The organism is Candidatus Macondimonas diazotrophica, assembly GCF_004684205.1.
GTDB classification, from domain to species: Bacteria; Pseudomonadota; Gammaproteobacteria; order UBA5335; family UBA5335; genus Macondimonas; species Macondimonas diazotrophica.
In genome coordinates, this window is sequence record NZ_SRIO01000004.1 from 44,838 (window position 1) to 64,255 (window position 19,418).

The following is a 19,418-nucleotide window of genomic DNA, read 5'->3' on the forward strand; positions in this document are numbered from 1 at the left end:
CATGATCGCCATGTTGAGCCGCTGGGCGTCCTTGCCCACATTCTACCGGTGGACCGGGGGGTTGATCCCGTGGCTCTGGGGCGCTGCGGTGGCGTTGCTCGTCGTGGGCGCCGTCGGCGGCCTGGTGCTGGCGCCGGTGGATTACCAGCAGGGGCAGGCCTATCGCATTCTCTTCGTTCATGTACCCAGCGCGTGGATGGCAATGTTCGTCTACATGTTCATGGCGGGTGCGAGCGCTGTCGGTTTCATCTGGCATGTCAAGCTGGCGGAGATTCTGGCGCGTGTCAGCGCGCCGCTCGGCGCGGCGTTCACCGGAATGGCACTGGCCACCGGATCGCTGTGGGGGGCACGCATGTGGAATACCTGGTGGGTGTGGGACGCGCGGTTGACCTCTGTGCTGCTGCTGTTCTTTCTCTATCTGGGATTCATGGCGCTACAGGCCGCGATCGAGGACCGCCGCCGTGCGGCGCGGGCCGGTGCGGTATTGGCACTGGTCGGGGTCGTCAACATCCCGATCATTCATTACTCCGTCGAATGGTGGAACACCCTGCATCAGGGGGCAACGGTTTCCAAGCTCGACAGCCCGTCCATGACCTGGGACATGCTCTGGCCGTTGTTGACCATGGCGATCGGTTTCATGATGTATTTTGCGGCCGCCGTCCTGGTCCGGGCCCGCTGCGAGATCCTCGAACGCGAGCGCCATCGTCGCTGGGTGAGTGAAGAAGTCACATGAACGCCGCGATCGCCGAATTTTTTGCCATGGGGGGCTATGCCTTCTATGTGTGGAGCGCCTACGGACTGGCCGTGCTGGTCTTTGTGTACAACGCCTGGATTCCGGCACGTCGCCATGGGCGTTTGCGCCGTTCGATCCAGTCCTCCAAGCGCATGAGCGGCACGCCGAGCCGGCCCGTGCATCGGATCGATGATGAAAGCAGCCCGTAAGAATCGATTGTTCCTCGTTCTGGTCTTGATCGTCGGGGTCGGGATTGCCGCCTTTCTGGCCAGCCTCGCCTTTCGCGAGAACCTGACATTTTTCTTTACCCCGGCGCAGGTGGCGGCAGGTGAAGTGCAGCCGGGCCAGCCCTTCCGCGTCGGCGGCCTGGTGATTCCAGGCAGTGTCGAGCGCTTGGCCGACGGGGTCACGGTGCGTTTCCAGCTCACCGATACCGAAGGCGTCGTGACCGTGCAGTACACCGGCGTGCTCCCCGACCTGTTCAAGGAGGGTCAGGGAATCGTGGCGCGAGGCACACTGGACGGCGCGGGAACGATCATGGCCGATCAAGTGTTGGCCAAGCACGATGAAAACTACATGCCGCCCGAAGTCGCCGAGGCGCTGCAGGCCAGAGGCGCGATGCCCGAGCATGAAATGCTGCGGAAGGTGCAGCCATGATCATCGAATGGGGGCATTTCGCGCTGATCCTGGCGTTCGTGCTGGCGCTGGTGCAAAGCGTGTTCCCAATTTGGGGCGCAGCGCGATGCCGCCCGGACTGGATGGCGGTGGCCGTGCCGGCGGCCTGGGGGCAGTGGCTGTTTCTGCTGCTTGCCTACGGTGCGCTCACCTATGCCTTCGTGACGCATGACTTCTCGGTCCTGTATGTGGCGCAGAATTCAAATACCTCATTGCCGCTGATCTACCGGCTCACCGGCGTCTGGGGCGGCCATGAGGGCTCGATCCTGCTGTGGGTGCTGATTCTCGCCAGCTGGACCGTGGCGGTCGCGATGAGTGCCCGCAGCCTTCCGACGGTCTATGCAGCGCGAGTCATCGGTGTCATGGGGCTCATCAGTACGGGCTTCCTGGCGTTCATTCTCTTCACCTCCAACCCGTTCGAGCGACTGTTCCCCGTTCCGGCCGACGGTCAGGATCTCAATCCGCTGCTGCAGGACCCGGGGATGGTGATCCACCCGCCCATGCTGTACATGGGCTATGTCGGTTTCTCGGTGGCCTTCGCACTGGCGGTCGCCGCGCTGCTCGGCGGCCGGCTGGATGCCACCTGGGCACGCTGGTCGCGTCCATGGACCACGGCAGCGTGGATGTTCCTCACCGTCGGGATCGCCCTTGGTAGCCACTGGGCGTACTACGAGCTCGGCTGGGGTGGCTGGTGGTTCTGGGATCCAGTGGAAAATGCCTCGTTCATGCCTTGGCTGACCGGTACCGCGCTGATTCACTCCTTGGCCGTCACGGAAAAACGCGACGGCTTCAAGGCCTGGTCGGTTCTGCTCGCCCTGACGACGTTCTCCCTGAGCCTGCTGGGTACCTTCCTGGTGCGCTCGGGCGTACTGACTTCGGTGCATGCCTTCGCCACGGATCCGGGCCGCGGCCTGTTCATCCTCACCTTCCTGACACTGGTGGTGGGGGGGGCGCTGCTGCTCTATGCCTGGCGGGCGCCGCAGGTGCGCGCGACGATCAGCTTCGCGCCGTGGTCGCGTGAGAGCCTGCTGCTGGCCAACAATGTGCTGCTGATGGTGGCGGCTGCAGCGGTGCTGCTGGGCACGCTGTACCCGCTGGCGGTCGATGCCTTGGGCATGGGCAAGCTGTCCGTCGGCCCGCCCTATTTCAACGCGGTGTTCGTTCCCCTGATGCTGCCGCTGGTGGCTCTGATCGGACTGGGGCCGCTGGTGGCCTGGCGGCAGGGCCGAATGGACGAGGTGCGTCGTCTGGTGCTGCGGATCGGGCTGCCAACTCTGATTCTGGCCGCATTATGCCTGGTGGTGTTCGGGCTGGGATGGCGGCGTTACGTACTCGGTTTGAGTCTGTGGCTGGCCTTCTGGACCTTGGGGTTGTCGGCCTACGGGATCGGACAGCGCCTGGCCCGTCGTGGATTCGCGTTGGGGGGATGGCGACAGTTGCCGCGTGGTTTCTGGGGCATGCATTTGGCGCATGCCGGGATCGCGCTGTTCATCATCGGCGCCGGCGTGGTGAGCACGCTGGAGGCCGAGCGGGTGGTACGCCTGTCATTGAATGAATCGACGGAATTGGCCGGCTATGATTTCCGGCTGGAATCGGTCTATCCCGTTTCCGGGCCGAACTACGAGGCCGATGAGGCACTGATCGTCGTTTCACGCGAGGGGCGTGAGGTCGCTCGCCTGAATCCCCAGAAGCGTTTGTATACGGTGCGCCAGCAGATGATGACGCAGACCGCTTTCGATGCCGGTATTACCCGTGATCTCTTTGCAGCGTTGGGCGAACCACTGCCTGACGGCGCCTGGTCGGTGCGGGTGCATTACAAGCCCATGGTGCGCTGGATCTGGTTCGGCACCATCCTGATGACACTGGGCGGCATCCTGGCGGTAACCGATCGTCGCTACCGGACGGCCGCGTTGAAGGCTGGGGCCAGCGCTCCGGCGGGAGCGGCCAGGGCATGATGCGTTTTTTTCTTCCGCTGGGCGCTTTCGTGGTGTTGGTGGGTCTGCTGTATGTCGGCTTGGGCCTGAATCCGCGCGAGGTACCCTCGCCACTGATGGGGCGTCCCGCGCCGGTTTTCTCGCTGCCCGCCCTGTTCGATTCCGAGCGGACCATCACCGAGCGCGATCTCGCCGGGCGGCCTGTGACCGTATTCAACGTATGGGCCTCCTGGTGCGCTGCCTGCATCGAAGAGCACCCGGTCCTGAGTGGCTGGGTTCAGCGCCGCGAGCTGCCGCTGGTCGGTCTCAACTACAAGGATGATTCCGACGAAGCGCGGGCTTGGCTGGCACGTTTCGGCAATCCATTCGATCTGGTCGCGGTCGACCGGGAAGGTCGTGTCGGGATCGACTGGGGTGTCTACGGGGTGCCGGAAACCTTTGTGGTCGATCATGCCGGCGTGATTCGCTACAAGCACATCGGTCCGTTGACCTCGAAGGTGATCGACGAGCGCCTCGATCCTTTGGTCGACGAATTGCAACGCACCGGGATCGCGCCATGAAGCACTTTTCACGCATCGTGATCATGCTGTTGGCGGGGCTGCTGTGCTGGAGCGCGGGTGCCATTCCGCCGCGCAGCTTCGAACAGGCCGATCAGCAGCGCCAGTACGAACAGCTGTTGACCGAGCTGCGGTGCCTGGTATGCCAGAACGAGACGCTGGCCGAGTCCGAGGCGCCGCTCGCCGATGACCTGCGCCGCGAAGTCGCGGAGATGGTTCGGGAGGGACGCGGCAACGCTGAGATCCGGGACTTTCTGGTGGCCCGGTACGGCGATTTCGTGCTCTACCGCCCGCCGGTCAAGCCGCTGACCTACGTCCTGTGGTTCGGGCCCTTTGCGCTGCTGGGGGTGGGTGCGGTGATCTGGCTGGTCTTCAGCCGCCGCCGGGGCCGCGCTGCATCGCCGATGCTGAGCGAGGTGGATCATCGGCGCGCGCGCGCGTTGCTCGATGGTGACGAGGAATCGCAGCCATGATCACGACCGTCTTCGCGCTCATCTGCTTGGTGCTGGCGCTGCTGGCCGTCGGGTTCGTGGCGCGACCCTTGTGGCGCGGCGCCGTTGAGGGCCAGTCCGAAGCCGATGCGCTGCTCGCGATTCACCGCCGCAAGCACGCCGAGCTGGCCGCAGAGCTCGCCGATGGGGCCATCGACGCCGAGCAGGCGCAGTCGCGGCGGGTCGAGCTCGAAGCGGCGCTCCTGGACGACTGGGCGGCGCAGAACCGGTCGCGGCCCGGCGATGCGCCGGCCAAAAGCCGCCGCATCGCCGGTGTGCTGGCGCTGGTCATTCCGTTGCTGGCCGGCGCGCTGTACCTCCAGCTTGGCGCCTGGCCGGTCATTGCGACGCCGCCCGAGGGGAGTGCGGATCTGGATCGGCTGGTGGACAATCTGGCCGAGCGGTTGGCCGCGAATCCCGAGGAACGCGAAGGCTGGATTCTGCTGGGCCGGTCCTATGCCGGTCTGGGGCGGCAGACCGACGCAGCGCAGGCGTTCGGCAAGGCCCTGGCGCTGGAACGGGACGATCCCGAGGTGCTCTCGCAGCGTGCGCAGGCTCTGGCGCTGCAGTCCAATCCGCCGCAGTGGGCCGGCGAACCCGCGCAGCTGCTCGATGAAGCGCTGGCGCTCGATGCCGATCATCCGCGCACGCTCTGGCTGGCCGGTGTCGCGGCTGCAGCGCGTGGGGATGCCGAAGCAGCTGGCCGGCATTGGCGGCATCTGTTGACCTTGATCGGGCCCGAAGCACCGGTCGCCGATACCCTGCGCCAGGCGCTGGCGCAGATCGGTCAATCGCCGGAATCGGCTGATTCGGGGCCCGTCGAGGCGGCGGTCCAGCCCGGCCCGACGGTGCGGATCGCACTGACGCCCGATCTGGCGGCGACCCTTTCGGCCGAGACGACGGTCTTCGTGGCGATTCGGGACAACCCGCAAGGCGGCATGCCCGTCGGCGCGATCCGCAAGCAAGTGGCGGATCTGCCGCTCAGTCTGGTGCTGACCGATGAGATGAGCCTGATGCCGACGCGCCGGCTGTCTTCGCTCGAGACGCTGTGGATCAGCGCGCATGTTTCCTCGAGCGGGTTGGCCCAAGGCGCGACGGACGACCCTCGCGCCGGGCCGGTGTCGGCCCGTTGGCAACCCGAGGAAGCAGTTTCGCTGGTTATTGGCGAGCAAGCCACGCCGGTCGGTGCGAGCCCGTGATCGGGCCGCGTTTACCCGGCGCGCCGGCGCCGGTAGACTCGCGACCGTTCGCGATCGCGCTTACAGGAATGGCAGATGAGTGAAATCCAGATCCCCGTTTCGTATGGTGAACTGATCGACAAGATCACCATTCTCGAAATCAAGCAGGCGCGTATCACCGATCCGGTCAAACGGGACAACGTCAGCCATGAGCTGACGTTGTTGCAGGCCGTCTGGGCCGCATCGGCAGCCGCACGGGGCGCTGCTGTCGACGACCTGCGCGCAGCTTTGAAGACCGTCAACGAGGCGCTGTGGCAGATCGAGGACGATATCCGCGACAAAGAGCGCCAGCAGGCCTTCGACGATGGCTTCATCACGCTGGCCCGGGCCGTCTATCACCAGAACGACCGGCGCGCGGCGCTCAAGCGCGAGATCAATCTGCGTCTGGGTTCGACGCTAATCGAAGAAAAATCCTACGCCGGCTACGCCTCACCCTGAGCGGTCCGCCACGCCATGAGGGCGTCGAGTCGCTCGGTCACTGCTTCGGGCTCAATGAGATCCATCACGCCCGGAAACTCTAGCTTGCGGCCCCAAGGAAGAGCGGCGGCCGGCTTTCCGAGGAACTTCCGCGCTGCCGCATCGTAGCGGTCCACGCACCACTGCCGACTGTTGTAGGGCCCGCTGCGGACGGGATTGCTGGCGGCATACAGGCCGATGACCGGTGTGCCCGTGCAGATCGCCATGTGGGCTGGGCCCGAATCCGGGCTGATGAGGGCGCAGGCGCGTTCCAGCAGCGCCAGAAACCGCTTGAGGGTGTCCTTGCCGATCAGGTCGAGCGGCGGCTCGCCGGTGATGGCGGCTGTGATGGCATCACCCATGGCGCGCTCGGCTGGCGAAGGGCCGCCGCACAGGATCACCCGCAGGCCATGGCGCCGCGCGGCGTGATCGGCCACATGCGCATAATGTTCCGCACGCCAGTTGCGCTGCGGATGGCTGGAGCAGGGGCTCAGCAACAAGACCGGCCGATCCGGCGGGCACTGCGCCGCCGCCCAGTTTCGGGCCTCATCCGGGATGGGCAGATCCCAGCACCATTCGCGCGCCGAGAGGCCGGCGGCTCTCAGGAAGCCGAAAAAGCCCTCGATGACATGCTCGCCAGGACCGGGCATGATGCGCTGATTGACGAACAGGCCGTGCCCATCCTTGGCGCGTGCACGGTCAAAGCCGATGCGGACCGGCGCGCGGACGGCCAGGCTGGCCAGATTGGCGCGCAGCGCCACCTGCATGATGCAGGCGACATCGAAGTGCCGCCCCGCCAATTGGCGATGCAGGTCGTGGTAGCCGCGCCAGCCCGCACGCTTGTCGAAGGTGATGAACTCGACATCCGGCAGGTCGCCCACCAAGCGTGCTTCGAACTTGCCGATGACCCAGGTCAGGCGCGTCTGCGGCCAGTGCCGGCGCAGCGTGTGCACGATGGGGAGCATGTGGGTGACGTCGCCCAGGGCGGACAGGCGTAGCAAGCAGATCGATTCAGGTACGCTCATGACTTTACGGTACGGTGGGGGAACGTTGAAGATGGTGAAGACTAACCCATCTGCCTGGGGGAGGGTGAAACACCGCCTTCGTAATGCGGCGCTGCTCATGCTGGCTTCGTTCACCTCTGTGGCCTGGGCCGATCTGACGCAGATCTGGCGGCTGCAGAATGGCGAGCCGTTCACCGTGGAATATCGCGACGACGCGACACTGCGCCTGACCTGGAACGGTCAGGTGCTGCTGTTCCGCGATGGCAGCGGCTATTGGGTGCGCCGGATGGAAGGGTTTTGGCAGGTTGTCGATCTGGACGATGCCCAACAGAGTCCTTTAGGTCCGTTGTTGCAGTCGCTGCTCACCGAGGCCGGGCCGCTCGGACCGGTAGCGTTCCGGCTGACCGGTTCGACCGGTTCCCAGGAACAAATCGCCGGCATCACCGGCAGGGTCTACACCGCCAGTGGCCGCCTGCCAGATGGAACGACGCTGGCCGACACCGTCGTGCTTGCGGCCGACCCCGAGTTGCAGCGGGTGCAACATGCGCTGGTGCAGCGCTTGCGCCGCTATGGCCGCCTGCTGGGCTCGGGGCCGCTCGATCTACCGCCTGAACTTGAGCGCGACGGCGGTCTTGCCCTGCTGCGCTACGGCAACGAGATCAGGCTGGAACGGCTGTCCCGCGCACCGATCGATCCTCTGCGGCTGGCGCTGCCTGCTCCGCCCATGCCGTCACGGCTGCCTTGGCCGGTCATGCCGAATTGATCGGAACGCAGTGGCTTCCCTCCCCCCTGCCGAGCCTGGCTCGGGACCGGCCTCGGGGCCAGCCTGCTGATCTCGAGCGGGACGCGGTAAACACATGTGCGGGCGAGCTGTTCGCGCTGATCTCGCATCGGAGCGGCTGATCGGGGCAATCATTCCGGCTTTCCGGCGAGCGGAGCCAATGCCTGCACGCCGGATCACCGGGTGCCATTCCGACGATCCGACAGACCGGAAAGGATTCGCAAGGCGCGCTTCAAGGCTGCGCGGCGGCTTCGATCTCGGTCTGCAACTCGAGCCAGCGCGTTTCCAGTCGTTCCTGTTCCTCGCGCGCTTGCGCCTGCTGGCGCAGCAGTTCGGTCAGCCGGTCCCGATCCCCGCCGGTGTACAGCGCGGGATCGGCGAGGGCAGTTTCGATCCGCTCGATGGCGGCCGCGCCCTGATCCAGCTGAGCCTCGATCCGCGCAAGCGCCTTGGTCAGTGGGCCGAGGCGAGGCTTGGGGCGGCCTGGGACTGCCGACGTCTTTGCCGTTTCCGCTTTGGCTGGTCCGGCGCGCCGCTGCGCGGCCTCCTTGAGCAGCCACGTTCGGTAGTCGTCCAGATCGCCCTCATAGGCGTGCACCTCGCCGCCTGCGATCAGCAGGAACTGGTCGGTCGTGGCGCGCAGCAGATGGCGGTCGTGGGAGACCACGATCAGCGTCCCATCGAATTGCGCCAGGGCCAGCACCAGGGCCTCACGGGTTTCCAGATCCAAGTGATTGGTCGGTTCGTCCAACAACAGCAGATTGGGTTTTTCCCACACGATGAGGGCCAGGGCCAACCGTGCCTTTTCGCCGCCCGAGAACGGCGCGATCGGCGTGGTGGCCATGTCACCGCGGAAATTGAAGCCGCCGAGGAAACTGCGGAGTTCCTGCTCGCGTGCGCTTGGCGCCCGCCGCATCAGGTGCTCGAGCGCCGAGTCGTCCGGCTGCAGGGTTTCAAGCTGGTGCTGGGCGAAATATCCAACCTGCAGACCCTTGGCAGTCTGCAGCCGTCCGGCGAGCGGCGCCAGGGTGCCGGCCAGGGTCTTGATGAAGGTCGATTTACCTTGACCGTTGGCGCCGAGCAGGCCGATGCGCTGGCCCGACTGGATCGACAGCGTGACGGCGCGCAGGATCGTGCGGGCCGCATCGGTGGTGGGATACCCGCAGTCCACGGCCTCCAGGGACAGCATAGGATTGGCGACGGAATCAGCCGGGCGAAAGGCAAAGCTGAATTCGCGGGCGGCCTGGACAGCGCTCAGCTTCTCCAGCTTCTCCAATGCCTTGACGCGGCTCTGGGCCTGCTTGGCCTTGCTTGCCTTGGCCTTGAAGCGGGTGATGAAGCTTTGCAGATGAGCGATATGTTGCTGCTGCTTGTCGAAGGCCGCCTGCTGCAGGGCGAGCCGCTCGGCACTCAGGCTCTCGAAGGCGGAGTAGTTGCCGCTGTAGCGGGTGAGCTTGCAGTGCTCGATATGCAGGATGGCCGTGCAGACCGCATCCAGGAATTCGCGGTCGTGAGAAATGGCCAGCAAGGTGCCCGGGTAGCGCGCCAGCCAGTCTTCCAGCCAGACGATGGCATCTAGATCGAGGTGGTTGGTGGGTTCGTCCAGTAAGAGCAGATCGGACGGACACATCAGCGCCTGGGCGAGGTTGAGCCGCATGCGCCAGCCGCCGGAAAAGGTGCCTACCTCGGCACGGGTCTGATCCAGCGTGAAACCCAGGCCAAGCAACAGGGCTTCGGCCCGCGCCGGCGCGGTGTAGCCGTCCACGTCGGCAAACGCAGCGTGCGCTTCGGCTTCGGCGGCACCGTCGCCGCGCGCTTGCGCCTCGGCAATGCGCGCCTCGGCTGCGCGCAGCGGAGTGTCGCCGTCGAGCACGAAATCCAGCGCGCTGCGTGCCAGGGCTGGGGTTTCCTGGGCGACATGAGCGATGCGCCACTGCGCGGGTACCCGTACCTCGCCGGCATCAGTGTGGAGCTTGCCCTGCATCAGCGCGAACAGGCTCGACTTGCCGGCACCGTTGGCTCCGATCAGACCCACGCGCTCACCGGGCTGGATCGTTGCTCGGGCGACGTCGAACAGCGGCTTGCCACCGCGCTGGAGCGAGAAATCTTCGAAGACGATCATGGTCAGCGGCGCGCGCGGAAAAAGGCGCGCAGGAGGTCGGCGCAGTCCTGCGCAAGGACGCCGCCTTGAACCTCGACGCGGTGATTCAGGTGCGGATCGTGCAGCACCTGAAAGACGCTGCCGGCCGCCCCGGCGCGCGGGTCGGGGGCGCCGAACACCAGGCGCTCGATGCGAGCATGCACCATGGCACCGGCGCACATCAGACAAGGCTCCAGGGTGACGTATAGACAGCTTCCGGGGAGACGGTAGTTGCGCTGCGAGAGACCGGCCGCGCGCAGGACCTGAATCTCGGCGTGCGCCGTGGGATCATGCTGGCCGATGGGCTGGTTGCCGCCCTCGGCAATGATGCGTCCCGCCTGGACGAGGACCGCACCCACCGGGACCTCGCCAGTCTCCTGGGCCTGCCGTGCGAGCGTGAGCGCGCGCTGCATGAACTGTTCATCGCGGCTCGCATCCGAAGACGGGCTGTCGGAATCGGTCGGCGGATGGCGGGTGGACATGGCGGGCTTAGCCAAGCAGATGTTCCAGTACGCGATCATAGACGGCAGCGAGCTGATCGAGTTCGTCCACACTCACCCACTCGTCGACCTGATGGATCGAGGCGTTGACAGGCCCCAGTTCCACCACCTGAGCACAGTGCCGGGCGAGGAAGCGCGCATCCGAGGTGCCGCCGGTGGTCGAACACGCAGCCTCGCGACCGGTGATCTCTCGCACGGCCTTGCGGACCGCGTCGACCAGCAGGCCTTTTGGCGTGAGAAACGGTTCGGCGCCGAGGGTCCAGTCGATGCTGAAATCGAGCCCGTGATGGACCAGGACTTCCTCGGTGCGCTGGCGCAGGGTGTCCGCCGGGCTGGCCGGATTGAAGCGGAAATTGAACTGCACCGTCATCGTGCCGGGGATGACGTTGCCGGCACCGGTGCCGGCGTGGATGTTGGAGATCTGGAAGGAGGTCGGCGGGAAGTCGGTGCTGCCTTCATCCCAGCGTTCAGCCACGAGTGTGGCGAGGGCCGGGGCGGTCAGATGCACGGGGTTGGCGGCTTTGTGGGGGTAGGCCACATGACCCTGAACGCCGTGAACCTTCAGCGTGCCGCTCAGTGATCCACGCCGGCCGTTCTTGACCATGTCGCCCAGTGCGCGTTCGCTGGTGGGTTCGCCGACGATGCACCAGTCGGGGATCTCTCCGCGCTGTACGAGGGTTTCCACGACCCGCGCCGTGCCGTCCACGGCCGGACCTTCCTCGTCGCTGGTGAGCAGCAGGCCGATGCGCCCCCGAGGTTCCGGATGGCGGCCAAGAAACGCCTCGATGGCAGTCACCATTGCGGCCAGGCTGCCTTTCATGTCGGCGCTGCCCCGGCCGTAGAGGCGGCCATCGCGGATGCTCGGAACGAATGGTGCGCTGCGCCACGCGTCTTCCGGTCCGGTGGGTACCACGTCGGTATGCCCGGCAAACACGGCCAGCGGGCCCTGGTGACCATGCACCGCCCAAAGGTTGGTGACGGCTCCGAACGTCAGCGTTTCCAACCGGAAACCCAGCGCAGTCAGGCGCGCGCCGATCAGCGCTTGGCAACCTGCATCGTCGGGGGTGACCGAAGGGCGCTCGATCAGCGCACGGGCCAGCGCGAGAGTGGGCGACATGGCGGTTTACTCGACTTCACGCAGCAGTTCGTTGATGCCGACCTTCTGGCGGGTCTTCTCGTCAACCTGCTTGACGATCACTGCGCAGTATAGGCTGTAGCTGCCGTCGGCCGATGGCAGGCTGCCGGAGACAACTACCGCACCGGCCGGCACACGGCCATAGCTGATGGTGCCGGTGCGCCGATCGTAGATGCGGGTGCTCTGGCCGATGTAGACCCCCATGGAAATCACCGCACCACGCTCGACGACTACGCCTTCGACGATTTCCGACCGGGCGCCGATGAAACAGTCGTCCTCGATGATGGTCGGGCTCGCCTGTAGCGGTTCGAGCACGCCGCCGATGCCGACTCCACCGGAGAGGTGCACGTTCCTGCCGATCTGTGCGCACGAGCCGACCGTGGCCCAAGTGTCGACCATGGTGCCTTCCCCCACGTAGGCGCCGATATTGACGTAGCTTGGCATGAGTACCGCGCCGCGACCGATGCAGACACCGCGCCGGACCGTGGCCGGTGGGACCACCCGAACGCCCAAGGCGCGGAAGTCAGCTTCAGAAAAGCCCGCAAAGCGGGTCGGCACCTTGTCGTAGAAGCGGGTGAAACCGCCTTCCACCGGATGGTTGTCTTCCAGACGGAACGAGAGCAGGACGGCTTTTTTGAGCCACTCATTGACCTGCCATCCGCCCTGCGCCAGGGGCTCGGCTACGCGCGCCTGGCCGCTCTCCAGCAGATCGAGGGCATTCTGCACGGCGCGGCGCACGCTCTCGGGGGCTTGTTGGGGCGAGATATTCGCCCGATCCTCGAAGGCTGCTTCGATGGTGTCTTGCAGGGATGTCATGGCCGGCCTCCTGAAAATGGGCCGCCTATTCTAGCAGTCGGCTGCCGGCGGGACGATCCGTGCGGGCCAGTCAAGACTGGCCTTCTTCAAGCGCCTGCGTCAGTGCCGCAACCAGTTCGCTGCGCCGGGTTGGGTCGTCGATTCTCCCTTGGGCATCGGCGATCCAGAAAATATCCTCAACGCACTCCCCGATGGTTGCGATTTTAGCGGCGAGGACGCGGATACCATGTTCGGCGAAGACCTGTCCGATCCAGGACAACAGCCCCGGGTAATCGGTGGCGACCAGTTCCATCACCGTGCAGGGTCCCGGATCGTCGCGGAATTCGATGCGCGGCGCGCTGACAAAGATGCGTGCCAGTCGAGAAGGGCGTCGCGTGACCAGGCAATCTTCATCGGCGGGGCGGGTTAGCACCTCGATCAGCTGCTCGCGAATCTCGTGCAGCCGATAATGATCGTCGACGAAATGACCATCCTGTTCGAGCACCATGAACGTATCCAGCGCGTGGCCGTCGGTGGTCGAGCTGATGCGGGCATCCTGAATCGTCAGGCCCAGTTGGGTGAGCACGGCACATACGCGACCGAACAGGTAATCGCGATCCGGCAGGTACAGGAAAATCGCGGTGCTGCCACGATCATTGTCCGGCCGCAACTGGACGATGAGTCCACCGGGGCGGGGTGCCGAAACCAGAGCGCGGGTTTGCCAGGCGATTTCATCGCCCTGATGACGCAGGAAATAGGCCTCGGGAAAATTCTGCCACGTTGCCACGGCGGTTTCTGTGCTGACGCCGCTGCGATTGAGTTGCATCAGCGCCTCCTCGCGGTTCTCGGCGACAACCGTCGCGGCGTTGAGTGGACGATCCAGGCCGCGTTCGAGAGCTTCACGAGTGGTACGGTACAGCTGGCTGAGCAGACGGAACTTCCATTCGGTCAGCAATCCAGGGTTGGTCGCGCGCATGTCGGCGACGGTGAGCAGGAACAGATAATCGAGTCGTGAGCGCGTGCGCACCTTGCGTGCGAAGGCATGGATTTCCTGCGGATCGGCAATATCACGTCGTTGGGCCGTCATGGACATCAGCAGGTGATTGCGGACCAGCCAGGTGACCAGCTCGGTGTCCCGCTCGCTGAGACCGTGGCGACAGCAAAATGCGGTGGCCAGCTGGGCGCCGATCTCGGAGTGGTCTCCCCCCTGACCTTTGCCCATGTCGTGGTACAGGCCTGCGATATAGAGGAGCTCGCGCTTGGGAATGCGCTCGACAATTTCGCTGCACAGCGGGTATTCATGCGCAAATTCAGGCACGGTGATGCGCCGCAGATTGCGCAGCACGAACAGAAGATGCTGATCGACCGTGTACGCATGAAACAGGTCGAACTGCATCCGCCCGACTAGGGCGCCGAACTCCGGTAGATAGCGGGCCAGAATGCCGTAGCGGTTCATGCGCCGCAATTCGTGAGTGATGCCGTGGGGTTGGTGCAGCATTTCCATGAACAGGCTGCGCGCGCGGAGGTCTTCGCGGAACGGGCCGTCGATCAGATCGCGATGCTGCCGGATCAGGCGGATGGTGGCCGCGCGCACGCCCTGAAGTTCGGGGTGCTGCATCAGCAGCAGAAAGATTTCCAACAGGGCAAAGGGGTGGCGGCGAAACACCTCGGGACGGGTGACTTCGATATGCCCGTTGCGGACCTGGAAGCGGCTGTTCAGGGGAATGGGCGGCGAAGCATCACTGGTGGGATAGAGCAGAGTTTCCTCGAACAGCTGAAGCAGCAGCTCGTTGAGCCGGCTAACCCGCGTCACGGTGCGGTAGTAGTTCTGCATGAACTGTTCGACCGCCAGATTATGATCCTGGTCGCTGTAGCCGAACAGCTCGGCTAGCCGCGGCTGTACATCGAACAGGAGCCGGTCTTCGCGGCGCCCAGTCAACATGTGCAGCGCCCAGCGCACTCGCCAGAGGAATTGTTGACTCTGCAGGAGTGAGCGCAGCTCCCGCTCCGTCAGGAAGCCGTGTTCGAGCAACTCGTCGAGTGTCTCGGCCTGGAAATGGCGCTTGGCCACCCAGCCGATGGCCTGGATGTCGCGCAATCCACCGGGACTCTCCTTGACGTTGGGTTCCAGCTGATAGCCGGTATCGTGGAATTTGTGGTGACGGGTCGTCTGCTCGGCAACCTTGGCCGCGAAAAAGGTTCGGCTGTCCCACATGCGGCGCGGGGAGGTGGCGGCCCGCATGGCCTCAAGCAGATGCGGATCGCCGGCGAGCAGGCGGGATTCCAGGAGATTGGACATGACGGTGAGGTCGGTCGCTGCCATCTGGGCGCACTCCGCCACGCTGCGCACGCTATGTCCGACTTGCAACCCGATGTCCCACAGGAAGGTGATGAAGCGCTCCAGCGCGCCGGTCCAGTCGTCGTTGACGCCGGCGGGCAGCAGAATCAGGACATCGATATCCGATTGGGGTTGCAGCTCGCCGCGACCATATCCGCCCGTGGCAGCCAGACACAGCGCCTCGGCATGGGGAGCGAGGAAATGCAGCCAGGAGAGACTGAGCAGGCGATCGATCAAGGTCAGACGCGTTTGGATCAGCTGCTCGATCGGAACGTTCTGCTGTAACTCGGCCCATTGGCGGCTGTCCAGTTCTTTCAGGCTGTTGCGGAGTTCCGCGAGCCCCTTGGCGCCGGTGCTCAGCCAAGTTCGCACCGCCTGCTCATCGGGCAAGGATTGCGGGACCGCGGTTGGGGCAGGGGGTGCGGCGGTGGACATGATACGGCGCTCCGATACGATCAGCGCGCCGGCGCGCGCAGAGGCGGTGTCTCGTTAGAGCGCAAAGTGAGGATTTCGTGCCCGGTTTCCGTGACCAGCAGCGTGTGTTCCCATTGCGCCGATAGACTATGGTCTTTGGTGACCACGGTCCATGCGTCAGGCAAGAGTTTCACCTGCCGCTTGCCCGTGTTGATCATCGGTTCGATGGTAAAACACATGCCGGGCTGCAAGATCAGCCCCGTGCCCGGTGTGCCGTAATGCAGCACTTGGGGTTCCTCATGAAACACTCGCCCGATGCCGTGGCCGCAGTATTCCCTGACCACGCTGAATCGTTCGCGCTCGGCGTGGGCCTGGATGGCTGCCCCGATATCGCCCAGGCGCGCGCCGGGGCGAACCATGTCGATACCGATGTACAGGGCTTCCCGTGTCACCCGCACCAGACGCTGGGCCAGGATCGAGGCCTCGCCGACGACGAACATGGCGCTGGTATCGCCGTGAAATCCGTCCTTGATGACAGTGATGTCGATATTGATGATATCGCCTGACCGGAGTTTCTTGGGTCCGGGGATGCCGTGGCAGACGACGTGGTTGACCGAGGTGCAGATGGATTTGGGGAAGCCGTTGTAGTTCAGCGGGGCAGGGATCGCGTCGAGCTCGCCGACGATATAGTCATGGCAAATGCGATCGAGTGCGTCGGTGGTGACTCCGGGCTGCACGTGCGGCTCGATCATTTCCAGCACGCGCGCGGCGAGCCGGCCGGCCACGCGCATCTTTTCCTGTTCGTCAGGTGTTTTCAGATTGACCTGCATGGATACTCATCAAGATGGAGGGATGGCGTCAGGCGCAGGCGAGTCGCCGAGGACTGGCGCAAGCCCGATTTGTCGTGAATTGAAGGTCTATGGTATAAATCGCCGGCTTTTTCAGCAACAACTTAATGCCGTTGGTACCCGGCTGCGGTGCAGCGGCACCAATGATTCCACACGTACGCCGACACGATTTGCTGGGTGCCCGCATGGGTGGCAGATCGGGGCGTGCGGAGGCTTAACCCAAATCTGGAGTTTTTGATCATGCCTGATATCTCGATGCGTCAGTTGCTCGAAGCGGGGGTTCATTTCGGTCATCAGACCCGATTTTGGAATCCGCGCATGGCACCCTATATTTTCGGGTCGCGCAACAATATCCACATCATCAACCTCGAACATACGCTGCCGATGCTGCGCGAAGCCCTCGATGAGGGGCGCCGGGTCGCGGCCCAGGGCGGCACCATCCTGTTCGTGGGAACCAAGCGTGCTGCTTCCGATCACATGCGCGAGCAGGCAGCTCGTTGCGGCATGCCGTTCGTGGCCCATCGCTGGCTGGGCGGAATGCTGACCAACTGGCAGACCGTGCGTCAGTCGATCCGACGCCTCAAAGGGTTGGAGCAGATGGCTGAGGACGGCACCCTGGATCGGCTCAGCAAGAAAGAAGCCCTGATGCTGGAGCGCGAGCGCGAGAAGTTGGAGCGTAGCCTGGGCGGCATCAAGGACATGAATCGTTTGCCCGATGCCCTGTTCATCGTTGATGTGGGTCATGAGTCCATTGCTGTGAACGAGGCCGCCAAACTCGGCATTCCGGTCATCGGTGTGGTTGACACGAACAATTCGCCACTGGGCGTGCACCATCCTATCCCGGGTAACGACGATGCCATGCGGGCGGTGGGTCTTTACGCGCAGCTCATGGCCGATGCGGTGCTCGAAGGCAAGCTGAGCCGCGGCGAAGGTGGGCTGGGTGATGAATTCGTGGAAGTGGAACCGGAAGCCGCCGCTGCGGCCGCTCTGACCGATACGGCCGATTCGACACCCTGATTTCTCTGCCGCGGTCAGGCGCGACTTTTAAGGAGTTTGATTATGTCTGTAACAGCCGCAATGGTTAAGGAACTGCGCGAACGAACCGGCGCGGGGATGATGGAGTGCAAGAAGGCCCTGACCGAAACCGCGGGCGACCTGGATCAGGCTATCGAGCTGATGCGCAAGCAGGGCCTCGCCAAGGCTGACAAGAAGGCGGGGCGTGTGGCCGCCGAGGGTCGCGTGGTGGTCGAGCGTGATGAGGCAGGTCGCGTTGCGGTCGCGATTGAAGTGAATTGCGAGACGGACTTCGTCGCCGGTGGTGATGATTTCCAGGCCTTTGCCAATCGGATTGCCGGAGCAGCACTGGCCGCATCGCCGGTTGATGTCGACGCACTGCTGGCGCTTCCGTATGCCGATGAGATGACCATTGATGAGCGTCGCCGCGAAATGGTGGCCAAGATCGGTGAAAACATCGCCGTGCGCCGGTTCGAGCGCCTGGAATGCCAGGGTGATGTGTTTGGTCTCTACAGCCATGGCAGCCGAATCGGCGTCATCGTGGACCTCAAGGGCGGCGACGAAGCCTTGGCGCGGGATATCGCCATGCATATCGCGGCCAGTCGTCCGCTTTGCGTCTCGCCCGAAGACGTCCCCGCGGAGGTGGTGGCCAAGGAGCGCGAGATCTTCGAGGCGCAGGCCCGTGAGAGCGGAAAGCCTGACGACATCATCGAGAAGATGGTCGAGGGCCGCGTTCGCAAGTACCTGAACGAAGTTGCGCTCGTGGGTCAGCCTTTCGTCAAGGATCCTGACATGACCGTTGCGCAGCGCCTGAAGCAGGCGGGTGCCCAAGTCATGCGCTTCGTCCGTCTGGAAGTGGGTGAGGGCGTGGAGAAGAAAGTCGAAAACTTTGCCGAGGAAGTCATGGCGCAGGTTCGCGGCGGCTGATTCCGAGGGAAGCTTGATGGGGCCGGAAGTCTCGTATGGCGGGGCTTTCGGTCATTCTGCGTGAACCATCCATAGCAATCGAACCTTCCGAGGATTCCATGATGCCATCCGCCCCGACCTATCGCCGCATTCTGCTCAAGCTCAGTGGTGAAGCCCTGATGGGGGAGGCGGATTACGGGGTAGATCCCGACATCATCGCGCGTTTGGCCGAAGAGATCCGCGAGGTGCGTGATCTCGGCGTCCAGACCGGGATCGTGATCGGCGGCGGCAATATCTTCCGGGGCGCCGGATTGGCCAATGCGGGCATGGATCGGGTCACGGCTGACCACATGGGAATGCTGGCCACGGTGATGAATGCCCTGGCACTGCAGGATGCCTTGGAGCGCAAGGGCGTCTTTGCGCGCGTGATGTCGGCGTTGCGCATCAACGAGGTGTGTGAGGACTATATTCGGCGCCGCGCCATTCGCCACCTTGAAAAGGGTCGGGTGGTCCTGTTTGCGGCCGGAACAGGGAATCCGTTTTTTACCACGGATACTGCTGCCAGTCTGCGTGCTATCGAGGTCGGCGCGGAACTGCTGCTCAAGGCCACCAAGGTCGATGGTGTCTACAGTGCCGATCCGGTCAAGGATCCTGCGGCGCAGCGCTACGAGCGCTTGAATTACGATGAGGTTCTGGATCGCCGGCTCATGGTGATGGACACGACCGCCATCGTCTTGTGTCGTGACCATGATTTGGCGCTCAGGGTGTTTGATATCAAACAGGAAGGTGCCTTGATGCGGATCGTTACCGGTGATCAGGATATCGGTACGACCGTCGATAACGGGACGTACGAACCGGCGGCGTCCCATCGCCAGGGAGCATGAGATGATCGATGAAATCCGCAAGGATGCCGCGGAACGCATGAAGAAAAGCATCGAGGTGCTGCGGCAGAACCTGTCCAAGATCCGTACTGGCCGGGCACACACCAGTCTGGTCGATCATATTCAAGTGCCCTATTACGGAAGCGACGTACCGCTGACCCAGGTGGCCAGCGTGGCAGTCACCGACGCACGCACGCTGACCATCACCCCGTGGGAAAAGAACATGGTGGCGCCGATCGAGAAGGCGCTCATGGCCTCCGACCTGGGCGTCACACCCAACACCGCGGGCACGACCATTCGCATCATCCTGCCGCCATTGACCGAGGAGCGTCGCCGCGATCTGGTCAAGGTGGTGCGGCACGAGGGTGAGAACGCCAAGGTTGCGGTGCGCGCGATTCGGCGCGACGCGAACGATCAGTTCAAGCAGCTTGAAAAAGAAAAGCTCATCAGTGAAGACCAGGTTCGCAAGGCTCAGGATGACATCCAGAAGGTCACCGACGATCATATCGCCCAGGTCGATCGTGTTCTCGAGGAAAAGGAACAGGAGCTGATGCAGATCTGACCGGGCCACCGGCTAT

The 19,418-nt window shown here is 64.1% G+C and carries 20 protein-coding genes; 13 read left to right on the forward strand and 7 right to left on the reverse strand.

The window, feature by feature from the left end; genetic code table 11:
• Position 1 precedes the first annotated feature (1 nt).
• From ccmC to E4680_RS04110, 8 genes are all read left to right on the forward strand, one after another.
• On the forward strand, positions 2-733 hold the full coding sequence (ccmC, locus tag E4680_RS04075) for a heme ABC transporter permease CcmC (protein ID WP_135281117.1): 732 nt from the start codon (positions 2-4) through the stop codon (positions 731-733).
• Complete coding sequence (ccmD, locus tag E4680_RS04080) at positions 730-942, forward strand: heme exporter protein CcmD (protein WP_135281118.1); 213 nt, start codon at positions 730-732, stop codon at positions 940-942. The genes ccmC and ccmD overlap by 4 nt, the downstream gene beginning before the upstream one ends.
• Positions 926-1,390, forward strand: a complete 465-nt coding sequence (gene ccmE / locus E4680_RS04085; RefSeq protein WP_135281119.1) for a cytochrome c maturation protein CcmE — start codon at positions 926-928, stop codon at positions 1,388-1,390. The genes ccmD and ccmE overlap by 17 nt, the downstream gene beginning before the upstream one ends.
• Positions 1,387-3,363, forward strand: a complete 1,977-nt coding sequence (locus tag E4680_RS04090; RefSeq protein WP_135281120.1) for a heme lyase CcmF/NrfE family subunit — start codon at positions 1,387-1,389, stop codon at positions 3,361-3,363. Before ccmE ends, E4680_RS04090 begins: the two co-directional genes overlap by 4 nt.
• Complete coding sequence (locus tag E4680_RS04095; RefSeq protein WP_135281121.1) at positions 3,360-3,902, forward strand: DsbE family thiol:disulfide interchange protein; 543 nt, start codon at positions 3,360-3,362, stop codon at positions 3,900-3,902. The genes E4680_RS04090 and E4680_RS04095 overlap by 4 nt, the downstream gene beginning before the upstream one ends.
• Positions 3,899-4,372, forward strand: a complete 474-nt coding sequence (locus E4680_RS04100) for a cytochrome c-type biogenesis protein (RefSeq protein ID WP_135281122.1) — start codon at positions 3,899-3,901, stop codon at positions 4,370-4,372. The genes E4680_RS04095 and E4680_RS04100 overlap by 4 nt, the downstream gene beginning before the upstream one ends.
• Positions 4,369-5,589, forward strand: coding sequence for a c-type cytochrome biogenesis protein CcmI (gene ccmI / locus E4680_RS04105; protein WP_135281123.1), 1,221 nt, complete (start codon positions 4,369-4,371; stop codon positions 5,587-5,589). Before E4680_RS04100 ends, ccmI begins: the two co-directional genes overlap by 4 nt.
• A 75-nt stretch (positions 5,590-5,664) precedes the next feature.
• A complete protein-coding gene (locus E4680_RS04110) occupies positions 5,665-6,066 on the forward strand; it encodes a DUF6165 family protein (RefSeq protein WP_135281124.1) in 402 nt (133 codons plus the stop codon).
• On the opposite strand, the gene E4680_RS04115 is transcribed toward E4680_RS04110, so the two are convergent.
• Positions 6,051-7,109, reverse strand: coding sequence for a glycosyltransferase family 9 protein (locus E4680_RS04115; protein WP_135281125.1), 1,059 nt, complete (start codon positions 7,107-7,109; stop codon positions 6,051-6,053). The genes E4680_RS04110 and E4680_RS04115 overlap by 16 nt on opposite strands.
• Positions 7,110-7,173: 64 nt before the next feature.
• Between E4680_RS04115 and E4680_RS04120 the strand changes: the two genes are divergently transcribed.
• Positions 7,174-7,851, forward strand: a complete 678-nt coding sequence (locus tag E4680_RS04120) for a hypothetical protein (RefSeq protein ID WP_135281126.1) — start codon at positions 7,174-7,176, stop codon at positions 7,849-7,851.
• A 250-nt stretch (positions 7,852-8,101) separates the two neighbouring features.
• Here the strand turns inward: E4680_RS04120 and E4680_RS04125 are convergent, their stop codons facing one another.
• The 6 genes from E4680_RS04125 to map form a co-directional block, all read right to left on the reverse strand.
• Complete coding sequence (locus tag E4680_RS04125) at positions 8,102-9,991, reverse strand: ABC-F family ATP-binding cassette domain-containing protein (protein WP_135281127.1); 1,890 nt, start codon at positions 9,989-9,991, stop codon at positions 8,102-8,104.
• A 2-nt stretch (positions 9,992-9,993) separates the two neighbouring features.
• A complete protein-coding gene (gene tadA / locus E4680_RS04130) occupies positions 9,994-10,491 on the reverse strand; it encodes a tRNA adenosine(34) deaminase TadA (protein WP_135281276.1) in 498 nt (165 codons plus the stop codon).
• Positions 10,492-10,498: 7 nt separating this feature from the next.
• Positions 10,499-11,626 carry a succinyl-diaminopimelate desuccinylase gene (dapE, locus tag E4680_RS04135; RefSeq protein WP_135281128.1) on the reverse strand — a complete coding sequence of 376 codons (1,128 nt, stop codon included), beginning with the start codon at positions 11,624-11,626 and terminating at the stop codon, positions 10,499-10,501.
• 6 nt (positions 11,627-11,632) lie between these two features.
• Positions 11,633-12,460: a 2,3,4,5-tetrahydropyridine-2,6-dicarboxylate N-succinyltransferase gene (gene dapD / locus E4680_RS04140; protein ID WP_205688746.1), complete on the reverse strand. Its 828-nt coding sequence runs from the start codon at positions 12,458-12,460 to the stop codon at positions 11,633-11,635.
• Between the two features lie 70 nt (positions 12,461-12,530).
• Complete coding sequence (gene glnD / locus E4680_RS04145; RefSeq protein ID WP_135281129.1) at positions 12,531-15,212, reverse strand: [protein-PII] uridylyltransferase; 2,682 nt, start codon at positions 15,210-15,212, stop codon at positions 12,531-12,533.
• A 20-nt stretch (positions 15,213-15,232) separates the two neighbouring features.
• Positions 15,233-16,021 (reverse strand): type I methionyl aminopeptidase, encoded by a 789-nt coding sequence (gene map, locus E4680_RS04150; RefSeq protein WP_135281130.1) that lies wholly within the window; start codon positions 16,019-16,021, stop codon positions 15,233-15,235.
• 258 nt (positions 16,022-16,279) lie between these two features.
• On the opposite strand from map, the gene rpsB reads away from it, so the two are divergent.
• The 4 genes from rpsB (at position 16,280) to frr (ending at position 19,402) form a co-directional block, all read left to right on the forward strand.
• Positions 16,280-17,056: a 30S ribosomal protein S2 gene (rpsB, locus tag E4680_RS04155; protein WP_135281131.1), complete on the forward strand. Its 777-nt coding sequence runs from the start codon at positions 16,280-16,282 to the stop codon at positions 17,054-17,056.
• Positions 17,057-17,098: 42 nt separating this feature from the next.
• Positions 17,099-17,980, forward strand: coding sequence for a translation elongation factor Ts (tsf, locus tag E4680_RS04160; protein WP_135281132.1), 882 nt, complete (start codon positions 17,099-17,101; stop codon positions 17,978-17,980).
• A gap of 98 nt (positions 17,981-18,078) precedes the next feature.
• Positions 18,079-18,843: a UMP kinase gene (pyrH, locus tag E4680_RS04165; protein WP_205688747.1), complete on the forward strand. Its 765-nt coding sequence runs from the start codon at positions 18,079-18,081 to the stop codon at positions 18,841-18,843.
• Position 18,844: 1 nt separating this feature from the next.
• The gene (frr, locus tag E4680_RS04170) at positions 18,845-19,402 is read left to right on the forward strand and encodes a ribosome recycling factor (RefSeq protein ID WP_135281133.1); all 558 of its coding nucleotides are present in this window, start codon (positions 18,845-18,847) and stop codon (positions 19,400-19,402) included.
• The last annotated feature ends 16 nt before the right edge of the window (positions 19,403-19,418 follow it).